This is a genomic window from Pseudomonas sp. FG98, assembly GCF_057808595.1.
This window is the reverse complement of the sequence record NZ_JBMDIJ010000015.1, coordinates 1-12,153: the sequence shown is the minus strand read 5'-3', so window position 1 is coordinate 12,153 and position 12,153 is coordinate 1. Positions and strand designations below refer to the sequence as shown.

The 12,153-nt window shown below is 64.4% G+C and carries 13 protein-coding genes; all 13 read left to right on the top strand.

The annotated features are described in order from the left end of the window. Nucleotides 1-4: 4 nt before the first annotated feature. The 13 genes from flhF (at nucleotide 5) to ACODSK_RS12385 (ending at nucleotide 12,063) form a co-directional block, all read left to right on the top strand. Nucleotides 5-1,318: a flagellar biosynthesis GTPase FlhF gene (gene flhF, locus ACODSK_RS12445; RefSeq protein WP_489016362.1), complete on the top strand. Its 1,314-nt coding sequence runs from the start codon at nucleotides 5-7 to the stop codon at nucleotides 1,316-1,318. A gap of 120 nt (nucleotides 1,319-1,438) precedes the next feature. Next, nucleotides 1,439-2,272: a flagellar synthesis regulator FleN gene (gene fleN / locus ACODSK_RS12440; protein WP_009399964.1), complete on the top strand. Its 834-nt coding sequence runs from the start codon at nucleotides 1,439-1,441 to the stop codon at nucleotides 2,270-2,272. Further along, a complete protein-coding gene (gene fliA / locus ACODSK_RS12435; RefSeq protein WP_489016361.1) occupies nucleotides 2,269-3,009 on the top strand; it encodes an RNA polymerase sigma factor FliA in 741 nt (246 codons plus the stop codon). The genes fleN and fliA overlap by 4 nt, the downstream gene beginning before the upstream one ends. Before the next feature lie 106 nt (nucleotides 3,010-3,115). Next, the gene (locus ACODSK_RS12430; protein ID WP_489016359.1) at nucleotides 3,116-3,490 is read left to right on the top strand and encodes a chemotaxis response regulator CheY; all 375 of its coding nucleotides are present in this window, start codon (nucleotides 3,116-3,118) and stop codon (nucleotides 3,488-3,490) included. A gap of 18 nt (nucleotides 3,491-3,508) precedes the next feature. Next, entirely contained in the window at nucleotides 3,509-4,297 is a 789-nt protein-coding gene (locus ACODSK_RS12425) for a protein phosphatase CheZ (RefSeq protein WP_489016358.1), read from the top strand. A 12-nt stretch (nucleotides 4,298-4,309) separates the two neighbouring features. Continuing rightward, a complete protein-coding gene (locus ACODSK_RS12420; RefSeq protein ID WP_489016356.1) occupies nucleotides 4,310-6,556 on the top strand; it encodes a chemotaxis protein CheA in 2,247 nt (748 codons plus the stop codon). A 45-nt stretch (nucleotides 6,557-6,601) separates the two neighbouring features. Then, on the top strand, nucleotides 6,602-7,732 hold the full coding sequence (locus ACODSK_RS12415) for a protein-glutamate methylesterase/protein-glutamine glutaminase (protein WP_489016355.1): 1,131 nt from the start codon (nucleotides 6,602-6,604) through the stop codon (nucleotides 7,730-7,732). Then, nucleotides 7,732-8,472: a flagellar motor protein gene (locus ACODSK_RS12410; RefSeq protein WP_489016354.1), complete on the top strand. Its 741-nt coding sequence runs from the start codon at nucleotides 7,732-7,734 to the stop codon at nucleotides 8,470-8,472. Before ACODSK_RS12415 ends, ACODSK_RS12410 begins: the two co-directional genes overlap by 1 nt. Before the next feature lie 2 nt (nucleotides 8,473-8,474). Beyond that, nucleotides 8,475-9,365 carry a flagellar motor protein MotD gene (gene motD, locus ACODSK_RS12405; protein WP_489016352.1) on the top strand — a complete coding sequence of 297 codons (891 nt, stop codon included), beginning with the start codon at nucleotides 8,475-8,477 and terminating at the stop codon, nucleotides 9,363-9,365. Nucleotides 9,366-9,407: 42 nt separating this feature from the next. Then, complete coding sequence (locus tag ACODSK_RS12400) at nucleotides 9,408-10,199, top strand: ParA family protein (RefSeq protein ID WP_489016351.1); 792 nt, start codon at nucleotides 9,408-9,410, stop codon at nucleotides 10,197-10,199. Beyond that, entirely contained in the window at nucleotides 10,199-11,122 is a 924-nt protein-coding gene (locus ACODSK_RS12395; protein WP_489016349.1) for a CheW domain-containing protein, read from the top strand. Before ACODSK_RS12400 ends, ACODSK_RS12395 begins: the two co-directional genes overlap by 1 nt. A gap of 67 nt (nucleotides 11,123-11,189) precedes the next feature. Continuing rightward, nucleotides 11,190-11,669 carry a chemotaxis protein CheW gene (locus tag ACODSK_RS12390; protein WP_042123150.1) on the top strand — a complete coding sequence of 160 codons (480 nt, stop codon included), beginning with the start codon at nucleotides 11,190-11,192 and terminating at the stop codon, nucleotides 11,667-11,669. A 1-nt stretch (nucleotide 11,670) separates the two neighbouring features. After that, nucleotides 11,671-12,063 (top strand): DUF2802 domain-containing protein, encoded by a 393-nt coding sequence (locus ACODSK_RS12385; RefSeq protein ID WP_489016348.1) that lies wholly within the window; start codon nucleotides 11,671-11,673, stop codon nucleotides 12,061-12,063. Nucleotides 12,064-12,153 lie beyond the last annotated feature (90 nt).

Sequence of the window (12,153 nt, the reverse complement as noted above, 5' to 3'; positions counted from 1 at the left end):
GGTTATGCAAGTTAAGCGTTTTTTCGCCGCCGATATGCGTCAGGCCATGAAGCTGGTTCGCGATGAGCTGGGGGCTGATGCCGCCATCATCGGCAACCGACGGATTGCTGGCGGTGTCGAGCTGACGGCTGCGCTGGACTACAAGCTGTCCGCCCTTGCGCCACGGGTGCCCAACGCCGAGCTGGAAGACGAGCTGCGCAAGACCCAGTCGCGCATCGCCACCGCCCAGGCCGAACTGAGCACCCGCGACGACACCGAGACCGGCAACCGCCAGTTGTTCGCCGGCCTGCCGCTGACCGCCTCCGAGCCACTGGTCGAGCCGCGCCTTGAAGAGCCCGCGCCCGCTCCGGCAGCGCCGGCGCCTTCGGCCATCGACCGCCGCCTGTTCGATTCCATGCGCTCCGAGCTGTCCGGCCTGCGCGAGCTGCTGGAGGTCCAGCTCGGCTCCCTGGCCTGGACCCAGCTGCAAGGCGCCAAGCCGCACCAGGCCAACCTGTGGCGACGTCTGCAGCGGATCGGCCTGTCCGGCCCGCTGGCCCGCGACCTGCTTGACCTGACCCAGGAAATCGTCGATCCGCGCCACGGCTGGCGCATGCTGCTGGCGCACCTGGCGCGGATGATCCACGTACCGGAAGTCGAACCGATCGAGGAGGGCGGGGTGATCGCCATGGTCGGTCCGGCCGGCATGGGCAAGACCACCACCCTGGCCAAGCTGGCGGCGCGCTACGTGCTCAAGTACGGCGCGCAGAACCTGGCCCTGGTGAGCATGGACAGCTTCCGTATCGGCGCCCAGGAGCAGCTCAAGACCCTGGGGCGCATCCTCAACGTCTCGGTCACCCACGTCGACCCCGGCCAGTCCCTGGCCCAGGCGCTGGAACCGTTGCTGCGCAAGCGCGTGATCCTGATCGACACCGCCGGCCTGCAGGCCAGCGACCCGGCCCTGCGCATGCAACTGGAGACCCTGGCGGGTCGCGGCATCCAGGCGAAGAACTACCTGGTCCTGGCCACCACCAGCCAGAAACAGGTGCTGACCGCCGCCTACCACAGCTACAAGCGCTGCGGCCTGGCCGGTTGCATCCTGACCAAACTCGATGAAACCGCCAGCTTGGGTGAAGTCCTGAGCCTGGCCATCAGTCACGAACTGCCCGTCGCCTATCTCACCGATGGCCCGCGCATTCCTGACGACCTGCACCTGCCACGGCGGCATCAACTGGTGAGCCGCGCGGTGAGTGTGCAGATGCAGGACGATCCGAGCGAGGAGGCCATGGCCGATATGTTCGCCGACCTGTACCACAGTGACGGCAAGCGTGTCGGCTGAGGTGGATATGTATCAGTTGCAAAGTACCTACATCACAGGGTTGGCGTGGCATTTCACGGTTGTAGCCAGCGCGGCCCGTCATGTGGCCTCGGTCTAAGCAAGACAAGGTAAAGAACAAATATGGGTAGCATGCATCCCGTACAGGTGATCGCCGTGACCGGCGGCAAAGGTGGCGTTGGCAAGACCAACGTGTCGGTGAATCTGTCGCTGGCACTGGCTGAACTCGGCCGTCGCGTCATGCTGCTGGACGCCGACCTTGGCCTGGCCAATGTCGACGTACTGCTCGGGCTCACCCCCAAACGCACCCTGGCCGACGTCATCGAAGGCCGCTGCGAGCTGCGCGACGTCCTCCTCCAGGGGCCGGGCGGCGTGCGCATCGTTCCCGCCGCCTCGGGCACCCAGAGCATGGTGCACCTGGCCCCGGCCCAGCACGCCGGCCTGATCCAGGCCTTCAGCGAGATCGGCGACAACCTCGACGTGCTGGTGATCGACACTGCTGCGGGTATTGGTGACTCGGTGGTCAGCTTCGTCCGTGCGGCCCAGGAAGTGCTCCTGGTGGTCTGCGACGAACCCACCTCGATCACCGACGCCTATGCCCTGATCAAGTTGCTCAACCGTGACTACGGCATGAGCCGTTTCCGCGTCCTCGCCAACATGGCGCAGAGCCCCCAGGAAGGGCGCAACCTGTTCGCCAAGTTGACCAAGGTCACGGATCGCTTCCTCGATGTCGCCCTACAATACGTCGGTGCAGTGCCCTACGACGAGTGCGTGCGCAAGGCTGTGCAGAAGCAGCGAGCGGTCTACGAAGCCTTCCCGCGTTCCAAGTGCGCGCTGGCTTTCAAGGCGATCGCCCAGAAGGTCGATAGCTGGCCGCTGCCGGCCAACCCGCGCGGACACCTGGAGTTCTTCGTCGAGCGTCTGGTACAGCCGACCAGTGCGGGACCTGTGCTATGAGCGCCAGCGGTTACCAGATGTACAGCAAGGCTTCACGTAACGCCCAATACGAACTGATCGAGCGCTACGCGCCGCTGGTCAAGCGCATCGCCTACCACCTGTTGGCGCGGCTGCCGGCCAGCGTGCAGGTGGAGGACCTGATCCAGGCCGGGATGATCGGCCTGCTCGAAGTCTCCAACAAGTACGACTCGAGCAAGGGCGCCAGTTTCGAGACCTATGCCGGCATCCGTATCCGTGGCGCCATGCTCGATGAAGTGCGCAAGGGCGACTGGGCGCCGCGTTCGGTACACCGCAATACCCGCATGGTCAGCGACGCGATTCGTGCAATTGAAGCAAAAACCGGCCGTGACGCTAAAGATCACGAGGTTGCTGCCGAACTTCAATTGAGTCTCGATGATTACTACGGGATTTTGAACGATACCTTGGGCAGCCGCCTGTTCAGCTTCGACGACCTGTTGCAGGACGGCGAGCATGAAGGGCTGCACGAGGATGGTGCCAGTGCCCAGCTCGAGCCTTCGCGCGATCTGGAAGACGAGCGCTTTCAGGCAGCCCTGGCCGACGCGATCGCCAACCTGCCGGAACGCGAGCGTCTGGTCCTGGCCCTGTACTACGACGAAGAGCTGAACCTCAAGGAAATCGGTGAGGTCCTGGGGGTCAGCGAGTCACGCGTCAGCCAGTTGCATAGCCAGTGCGCGGCCCGTCTGCGCAGCCGGTTGGGGGAATGGCGGGCGCGTTGAGCGATCGCTCGATGCAGTCGTAACAACGTGGTAGCCGGAATTGATTGAACGCGCGCCCAGCGCTGAGCGCGTTAAAGACTGCTTGGAGGTCTAATTGAACAAAGAAATGAAAATCCTCATCGTTGACGACTTTTCGACGATGCGGCGGATCATCAAGAACCTGTTGCGTGACCTGGGCTTCACCAACACGCACGAGGCCGACGACGGCACCACCGCGCTGCCCATGCTGGAAACCGGTAACTTCGACTTCCTCGTCACCGACTGGAACATGCCCGGCATGACCGGCATCGACCTGCTGCGCAAGGTACGCGCGGAAGAGCGCCTGAAACACCTGCCGGTGCTGATGGTCACCGCCGAAGCCAAGCGCGAGCAGATCATCGAAGCCGCCCAGGCCGGGGTCAACGGCTACGTCGTGAAGCCTTTCACCGCCCAGGTGCTGAAAGAGAAAATCGAAAAGATCTTCGAACGCGTCAACGGTTGATGCGTGAACGGGGGCGCTATGGACCATAAAGAATCATCTTTGGGCGATTTCGAATCGACCCTGAAGAAACATGCCCAGGAGCTGGTCGCGAGCCTCGAACGAGGCCAGTTCGGCGACGCGGTGCAACTGATCCATCAGCTGAACCAGACCCGTGACCGCGGCCTGTACCAGGAAGTCGGCAAGCTCACGCGAGAGCTGCACAGTGCGATCGTCAGTTTCCAGATCGACACGCACATGCCGCAGGCCGAGGAAATTTCCCAGATCACCGACGCCACCGAGCGCCTGGCCTATGTGGTCAAGCTCACCGAGGCGGCGGCGAACCGCACCATGGACCTGGTCGAGCAAGGGACGCCCGTGCTCCACGAACTGGGTGACGAAGCTCACGCACTGCACGCCGATTGGCAGCGCTTCATGCGCAGGGAAGTGGCAGCGTCGGAGTTTCGTGAACTGGTCCAGCGTGTCGACAGGTTTCTGGCGCGCAGCGCCGAGGACAGCCACAAAGTCAGTGGCTACCTCAACGATATTCTCCTGGCCCAGGACTATCAGGACCTGACCGGCCAGGTGATCAAGCGGGTGACCTCGTTGGTCACCGAGGTCGAGAAGAACCTCCTCAAGCTCGTGTTGATGGCCAGTCAGGTCGACCGCTTCGCCGGTATCGAGCATGACCGCCAGCAGCTGCATGCTGAGAAAGACGAAAGTAAAAATCCGACTCGGGGTGAAGGGCCACAGATTCATGCCGATAAACGTGAAGATGTCGTGTCCGGTCAGGACGATGTCGATGATCTGCTGTCCAGCCTGGGTTTTTAGGGAGCACGTTTGATGAGCTTCGGCGCCGATGAAGAAATCCTTCAGGATTTCCTGGTAGAGGCCGGCGAAATTCTTGAGCAACTGTCCGAGCAACTGGTCGAGCTGGAAAGCCGTCCGGATGATGCGGACCTGCTCAATGCGATCTTTCGCGGTTTTCACACTGTAAAAGGGGGCGCCGGCTTCCTCCAGCTCAACGAGCTGGTGGAGTGCTGCCACATCGCCGAGAACGTTTTCGACATCCTGCGCAAGGGAGAGCGCCGGGTCGATTCCGAACTGATGGACGTGGTCCTGGAAGCCCTGGACACGGTCAACAGCATGTTCGGCCAGGTCCGCGAGCGCACCGACATCACCCCGGCCACTCCGGAACTGCTCGGCGCCCTGGCGCGCCTGGCGGAACCTGCCGGTGCCGCGCCAGCGGCCGCCCCGGCAGCGCCGGTGGTTGCCGAGCCGGAGCCGGTGGCTGCCGCGTCCGGCGATATCACCGACAGCGAATTCGAGCAGTTGCTCGACTCGCTCGGCGCCGTCCATGACCAGGCACAGGCCGTAGAGGCCGAAGCCGAAGTCGCCAGCGACGAAATCACCGACGCCGAGTTCGAATCCCTGCTCGACCAGTTGCATGGCAAGGGCCAGTTCGCCGCCGACAGCCTGCCGGGGGCCACCACTGCCGCCGCGCCGGTTGCCGAAGCCGGTGCCGAGCCGAGCGACGAAATCACCGACGCCGAATTCGAGGCCCTGCTCGACCAGTTGCATGGCAAGGGTTCCTTTGCCGTCGACGGCCTGCCGGGCGCGGTCGCTGCTGCGCCAGCACCCGAAGTCGAAGTGGCCGCCGCTTCCAGCGACGATCACATCACCGAACACGAGTTCGAAGCGCTGCTGGACCAGCTGCACGGCAAGGGCAAGTTCGCCGCCGATGCGGTGAGCGCCAGTGCCGCCCCGGCGGTTGCAGCGCCAGCGGCCACCGCTGCCGTGGCCAAACCGGCCGCCAAGCCGGCGCCGGCTCCTGCTGCCAAGCCAGCCGCCGCAGCCGCGCCTGCCCGCCAGGCCGCCGCACCCGCTGCCGGTGCCGACAAGCACCCGCCGGCCAGCGAGGCGGAAACCACCGTGCGCGTCGATACCGCACGGCTGGACGAGATCATGAACATGGTCGGCGAGCTGGTGCTGGTGCGTAACCGCCTGGTCCGCCTGGGCCTGAACAGCGGCGACGAGGCCATGTCCAAGGCCGTGTCGAACCTCGACGTGGTCACCGCCGACCTGCAGACCGCGGTCATGAAGACCCGCATGCAGCCGATCAAGAAGGTCTTCGGGCGCTTCCCGCGCCTGGTTCGCGACCTGGCCCGCCAGCTCAAGAAAGAGATCAACCTGGAGCTGGTCGGCGAAGAGACCGACCTCGACAAGAACCTCGTCGAGGCCCTGGCCGACCCGCTGGTCCACCTGGTGCGCAATGCCGTCGACCACGGCGTCGAGACCCCGGAAGAGCGTGAAGCGTCCGGCAAGTCCCGCGGCGGCAAGGTGATCCTCGCGGCGGAGCAGGAGGGCGACCACATCCTCCTGTCCATCTCCGACGACGGCAAGGGCATGGACCCGGCAGTGCTGCGCGCCAAGGCCGTGGAAAAGGGCCTGATGGACAAGGATGCGGCCGACCGCCTGAGCGAATCGGACTGCTACAACCTGATCTTCGCCCCGGGCTTCTCGACCAAGACCGAGATCTCCGACGTGTCCGGCCGCGGCGTCGGCATGGACGTGGTGAAGACCAAGATTTCCCAGCTCAACGGTTCGATCAATATCTACTCGGCCAAGGGCCAGGGCTCGAAGATCGTCATCAAGGTGCCATTGACCCTGGCGATCATGCCGACCCTGATGGTCATGCTCGGCAACCAGGCCTTCGCCTTCCCGCTGGTCAACGTCAACGAGATCTTCCACCTCGACCTGTCGCGGACCAACGTGGTCGACGGCCAGGAAGTGGTGATCGTGCGCGACAAGGCGCTGCCGTTGTTCTACCTCAAGCGCTGGCTGGTCAGTTCCGCCGCTCATGAAGAGCAGCATGAAGGCCACGTGGTGATCCTTTCCGTCGGCACCCAGCGCATCGGCTTCGTCGTCGACCAGCTGGTGGGTCAGGAGGAGGTGGTCATCAAGCCGCTGGGCAAGATGCTCCAGGGCACCCCGGGCATGTCGGGCGCCACCATCACCGGTGACGGGCGCATCGCGCTGATCCTCGATGTACCGAGCATGCTCAAGCGTTACGCCGCACGGCGAATCTGATCCCGGAGGCGCGGCCTGCACGGCGCGCCTTCTAATGGAGTGTTTATGTCAGTCAAGGTCCTGGTGGTGGATGATTCCGGTTTCTTCCGCCGCCGTGTCTCGGAAATTCTCTCGGCGGACCCGACCATCCAGGTGGTCGGTACCGCCACCAACGGCAAGGAAGCGATCGACCAGGCCCTGGCGCTCAAGCCCGACGTGATCACCATGGACTACGAGATGCCGACCATGGACGGCATCACCGCGGTTCGCCACATCATGCAACGCTGCCCGACTCCGGTGCTGATGTTCTCCTCGCTGACCCACGAAGGCGCCCGGGTAACCCTGGACGCCCTGGATGCCGGCGCGGTGGACTACCTGCCGAAGAACTTCGAGGACATCTCGCGCAACCCGGACAAGGTCAAGCAGATGCTCTGCGAGAAGGTCCACACCATCTCCCGCAGCAATCGCCGCTTCAGCAGCTACTCCAGCTCGCTGCCAGCGGTCAGCACCACGTCTTCCAGCCCGGTCTCGTCCCTCGGCTCGGCCCGCGCGCCGTCTCCGCTGCCAAGCCGCAGCGCGGCACCCGCGCCGGCGCCGGCCCCTGCCGCGAGTCATTCGCCGGCACCCAAGCGCAAGGCCTACAAGCTGCTCGCCATCGGTACCTCGACTGGCGGTCCGGTCGCCCTGCAACGGGTCCTGACCCAGTTGCCGGCCGGCTTCCCGGCGCCCATCGTGCTGATCCAGCACATGCCGGCGGCCTTCACCAAGGCCTTCGCCGAACGCCTCGACAAGCTATGCAAGATCAGCGTCAAGGAAGCCGAGGACGGCGACATGCTGCGTCCCGGCCTGGCCCTGCTGGCCCCGGGTGGCAAGCAGATGATGGTCGACGCGCGCGGCATGGTGAAGATCCTGCCGGGGGACGAACGCCTCAACTACAAGCCATGCGTGGACATCACCTTCGGTTCGGCGGCCAAGTCCTTCGGCGACAAGGTGCTGGCGGTGGTGCTCACCGGCATGGGTGCCGACGGACGCGAAGGCGCGCGGCTGCTCAAGCAGGGCGGTAGCCAGGTGTGGGCCCAGGATGAAGCCAGCTGCGTGATCTACGGAATGCCCATGGCCATCGTCAAGGCCAACCTGGCCGACGCGGTCTATGGCCTCGACGATATTGGTCGCCACCTGGTCGAGGCTTGCATCTGATGGATGTTCTCAGCCTTCTCGGCATCATTCTCGCCTTCGTCGCAATCGTTGGCGGCAACCTTCTCGAAGGCGGTCACGTCGGTGCGCTGCTCAACGGACCGGCGGCCCTGATCGTGCTCGGCGGCACCCTGGCAGCGGCGCTGTTGCAGTCGCCGCTGAGCTCGTTCAAGCGTGCCTTGCAGATCTTCGGCTGGATCCTCTTTCCGCCACGGGTCGACCTGGCCGGCGGCATCGACCGGGTGGTCAACTGGAGCCTCACCGCGCGCAAGGAAGGCCTGCTCGGCCTGGAAGGCGTGGCTGACGCCGAACCCGACCCGTATGCGCGCAAGGGCCTGCAACTGCTGGTGGACGGCTCCGAGCCGGAAGCCATCCGCAGCATCCTCGAAGTGGATTTCCTGACCCAGGAAGCCCGGGATATCCAGGCCGCCAAGGTGTTCGAAAGCATGGGCGGCTATGCGCCGACCATCGGCATCATCGGTGCGGTGATGGGCCTGATCCACGTCATGGGCAACCTGGCCGACCCGTCGCAACTGGGTAACGGCATCGCCGTGGCCTTCGTCGCCACCATCTACGGCGTGGCCAGTGCCAACCTGATCCTGCTGCCGGTGGCCAACAAGCTCAAGGCCCAGGTGATGCGCCAGTCGCGTTACCGGGAAATGCTCCTGGAAGGGCTGCTGTCCATCGCCGAAGGCGAGAACCCGCGCTCGATCGAACTGAAGCTCCAGGGCTTCATGGAGTAGTCATGGCCCGTCGTCGCAAGGTCGAGGAACACGAAAATCACGAACGCTGGCTGGTGTCCTACGCGGACTTCATCACCCTGCTGTTCGCCTTTTTCGTGGTGATGTACTCGATTTCCTCGATCAACGAGGGCAAGTACAAGATCATGTCCCAGGCGCTGATCGGCGTGTTCAGCGAGTCCGAACGCAGCACCCGGCCGATCCCCATCGGCGAGGAGCGGCCGCTCAGCACCCGCCCGGCGCAGCCGCTGGTCAAGGACAGCGAGCAGACCGACGCCGGCCTGGCCCAGTCCACTGCCGACCCGCTGAAAACCATTACCGACCAGGTGATGGAAGCCTTTGGCGACCTGATCAAAAGCGACCAGATGACCGTGCGCGGCAACGAGCTGTGGATCGAGATCGAGCTCAACTCCTCGCTGCTGTTCGGCAGCGGCGATGCCATGCCCAGCGATATCGCGTTCAACCTGATCGAAAAGGTGGCGAACATCATCAAGCCGTTCGCCAACCCGGTGCACGTCGAAGGCTTCACCGATGACCAGCCGATCCGCACTGCGCAGTACCCGACCAACTGGGAGCTGTCGTCGGCGCGGGCGGCGAGCATCGTTCGCCTGCTGGCCATGGAAGGGGTCAACCCGGCGCGCCTGGCCTCGGTGGGCTATGGCGAGTTCCAGCCGATCGCGACCAATGCCACCGCTGACGGACGGGCGAAGAACCGTCGTGTGGTGCTGGTGATTTCGCGCAATCTGGATGTGCGCCGCAGCCTGACCGGTACCGGTACCGCCAATGCGCAGCCGGATGCAGCACTCAAGCGGGCTGGCACACAAACTGCACCGCCCGTTGTATCACCGACGTCCGGGAGCAATCCCGTCAAAACTCCGTCGTCGTCGACCTTTTAAACGATCCCGGCTGGCAACGGTCTGACCGGGAGGAAGCAGCGCATGAGAGTCTGGGCAGTAGCCAATCAAAAAGGTGGCGTAGGCAAGACCACCACGTCCATCGCCCTGGCAGGCCTGCTGGCCGACGCCGGTCGGCGCGTGGTCGTCGTCGACCTCGATCCGCACGGGTCGATGACCAGCTATTTCGGCCATAACCCCGACACCCTGGAGCACAGCAGCTTCGACCTGTTCCAGCACAAGGGCAGCGTGCCCGACGGCTTGCCCGGGCAACTGCTGTTGCCGACCAGCAACGAAAAGATCTCGCTGCTGCCGTCCAGCACTGCGCTGGCGGTGCTCGAACGCCAGTCCCCCGGGCAGAACGGCCTCGGCCTGGTGATCGCCAAGAGTCTGGCGCAGCTCTGGCAGGACTTCGACTACGCCATCATCGACAGCCCGCCGCTGCTCGGCGTGCTGATGGTCAATGCCCTGGCCGCCAGCCAGCAGCTGGTGATCCCGGTGCAGACCGAATACCTCGCGGTGAAGGGCCTGGAGCGCATGGTCAGCACCCTGGCCATGGTCAACCGCTCGCGCCGCCAGGCCTTGCCGTACCACATCGTGCCGACCCTGTTCGACCGGCGTACCCAGGCTTCCATGGGCACCCTCAAGGTGCTGCGCGACGCCTATCCGGACAACATCTGGCAGGGCTACATCCCGGTCGATACGCGCCTGCGCGATGCCAGCCGGGCCGGGGTGACGCCGTCGCAATACGATGCCAAGAGCCGGGGCGTGGTGGCCTACCGGACATTGCTCAAGCACCTGCTGACCCAGCAGAAAGCCATGTCGCAGGTGGCCTGATGAATCGTCCGCAACCCCTGGCCACCAAGCCGCAGATGGCCTTGCAGTCCTACCTCGACGGACTGCTGCAGGAGGCGACCGAAGAGATCGTCGTCGAGACCCTGGTCGCACCGGCGCCTGCCGTGGTCGCCGTGGCCGCGCCGGTGGTGGAAGTGGCGCAGGCCAGCGAAGTGCTGGATGAATTCCAGGCTGCGGTACTCGAAGAGCAGGCCCGCGATGCCCGCCGCGAGACCCTGGCCGCGCGCAGTGCCCCGGTGATCTTCGCCGAGCCTGCTCCCATTCGTGTGCCGGTGGCGGCACCGGCGCTCAAGGTGGCGCCTGTCGTCGAACCGGTGGTGGAGAAGCTCGCCGAAGTGGTAGAGGCCAAGGTCGAGGCACCGCCGCGGGTCGAACCGCTGGTGGAAGTCCATCTGCCGGCACCGCCACAGCCGCCGAAAAGCGTGGACGGCCGCCCGTCATGGGCTGCCGAGCCGTTCGAATGCCTGCTGTTCGATGTCGCCGGGCTGACCCTGGCGGTGCCCCTGGTGTGCCTGGGTTCGATCTATGCCCTGGCCGGCCAGGAGCTGACCCCGCTGTTCGGCCAGCCGGAATGGTTCCTCGGCATCCTGCCGAGCCACGCCGGCAACCTGAAGGTGCTCGACACCGCGCGCTGGGTCATGCCCGAGCGCTACCGCGACGATTTCCGCGAAGGCCTGCAGTACGTGATTTCGGTGCAGGGCTACGAGTGGGGGCTGGCCGTTCACCAGGTCAGCCGCTCGTTGCGCCTGGACCCGAGCGAGATCAAGTGGCGTTCCCAGCGTGGCCAGCGGCCATGGCTGGCCGGCACGGTGATAGAACACATGTGTGCATTGCTGGACGTCGCCGAACTGGCCGAGCTGATCGCCAGTGGCGCCGTCAAGAAGATGCAGCTGGGACATAAATGATCGGTCGCGCCTGCTCGCGCGACCGCACTGAGCACTCCGCCGACGGCGGTTTTTGAGGGTTAGGGGAATGAAAAAGACGTCTGGACAAGGTTCCGAAGATCCGATCCTGCAATGGGTTACCTTCCGCCTGGACAACGAGTCCTACGGCATCAACGTGATGCAGGTCCAGGAAGTGCTGCGCTACACCGAGATCGCCCCGGTACCGGGTGCACCGAGCTACGTGCTGGGCATCATCAACCTGCGCGGCAACGTGGTCACCGTGATCGACACCCGCCAGCGCTTCGGCCTGGTGCCAAGCGATGTCACCGACAACACCCGGATCGTCATCATCGAGGCGGACAAGCAGGTAGTTGGCATCCTCGTCGACAGCGTGGCCGAAGTGGTCTACCTGCGTCAGTCCGAAGTGGAAACCGCGCCGAACGTCGGTAACGAAGAATCGGCCAAGTTCATCCAGGGCGTGTGCAACAAGAACGGCGAACTGCTGATCCTGGTCGAGCTGGACAAGATGATGACCGAGGAAGAATGGTCCGAGCTGGAGAACATCTGAGTTGATTCTGGAGGTTGCGGTCGTATTCCTGGCGGTGCTGTGGGCAGCCAGTGCCTGGTTGTTCATCAACTACAGCAAGCGCCAGCGCGAGATCGCCGCGCAACAGGCCCAGGGTGATGCGCTGCGCGACCAGCGCATCAAGGACCTGCACAAGCGCCTGGACGATTACCAGAACCTGTCGGTGTCCATGGGCGATGCCTTGCACGAGCTGCGGGCAACGGTGTCGCCCCTGCCGGAAAAGCTCCTGCAACTGGAACAGCGCGACCCCAACAGCCTGTCGTTCGCTCAGGCGGCACGCTTGGTGGGGATGGGCGCCAGCGTTGACGAACTGACCCAGACCTGCGGCCTGACCCAGGCCGAGGCGGAGTTGATGCGCAAGTTGCACAAGAGCTGAGTGCTTCGCTACGGGCTGCGCTGTCCTGCAGATCAATGCATAACTCATTGATTTGGTGGCGCTCGTGGGAGCTGGCTTGCCAGCGAATGC

What these genes read in the sequence shown, in the direction of transcription:
- flhF (WP_489016362.1), top strand. Translation starts at nt 5, where the DNA reads ATGCAAGTTAAGCGTTTTTTCGCCGCCGATATGCGTCAGGCCATGAAG.
- ACODSK_RS12400 (WP_489016351.1), top strand. Translation starts at nt 9,408, where the DNA reads ATGAGAGTCTGGGCAGTAGCCAATCAAAAAGGTGGCGTAGGCAAGACC.
- motD (WP_489016352.1), top strand. Translation starts at nt 8,475, where the DNA reads ATGGCCCGTCGTCGCAAGGTCGAGGAACACGAAAATCACGAACGCTGG.
- ACODSK_RS12430 (WP_489016359.1), top strand. Translation starts at nt 3,116, where the DNA reads ATGAAAATCCTCATCGTTGACGACTTTTCGACGATGCGGCGGATCATC.
- fleN (WP_009399964.1), top strand. Translation starts at nt 1,439, where the DNA reads ATGGGTAGCATGCATCCCGTACAGGTGATCGCCGTGACCGGCGGCAAA.
- fliA (WP_489016361.1), top strand. Translation starts at nt 2,269, where the DNA reads ATGAGCGCCAGCGGTTACCAGATGTACAGCAAGGCTTCACGTAACGCC.
- ACODSK_RS12390 (WP_042123150.1), top strand. Translation starts at nt 11,190, where the DNA reads ATGAAAAAGACGTCTGGACAAGGTTCCGAAGATCCGATCCTGCAATGG.
- ACODSK_RS12410 (WP_489016354.1), top strand. Translation starts at nt 7,732, where the DNA reads ATGGATGTTCTCAGCCTTCTCGGCATCATTCTCGCCTTCGTCGCAATC.
- ACODSK_RS12425 (WP_489016358.1), top strand. Translation starts at nt 3,509, where the DNA reads ATGGACCATAAAGAATCATCTTTGGGCGATTTCGAATCGACCCTGAAG.
- ACODSK_RS12395 (WP_489016349.1), top strand. Translation starts at nt 10,199, where the DNA reads ATGAATCGTCCGCAACCCCTGGCCACCAAGCCGCAGATGGCCTTGCAG.
- ACODSK_RS12415 (WP_489016355.1), top strand. Translation starts at nt 6,602, where the DNA reads ATGTCAGTCAAGGTCCTGGTGGTGGATGATTCCGGTTTCTTCCGCCGC.
- ACODSK_RS12420 (WP_489016356.1), top strand. Translation starts at nt 4,310, where the DNA reads ATGAGCTTCGGCGCCGATGAAGAAATCCTTCAGGATTTCCTGGTAGAG.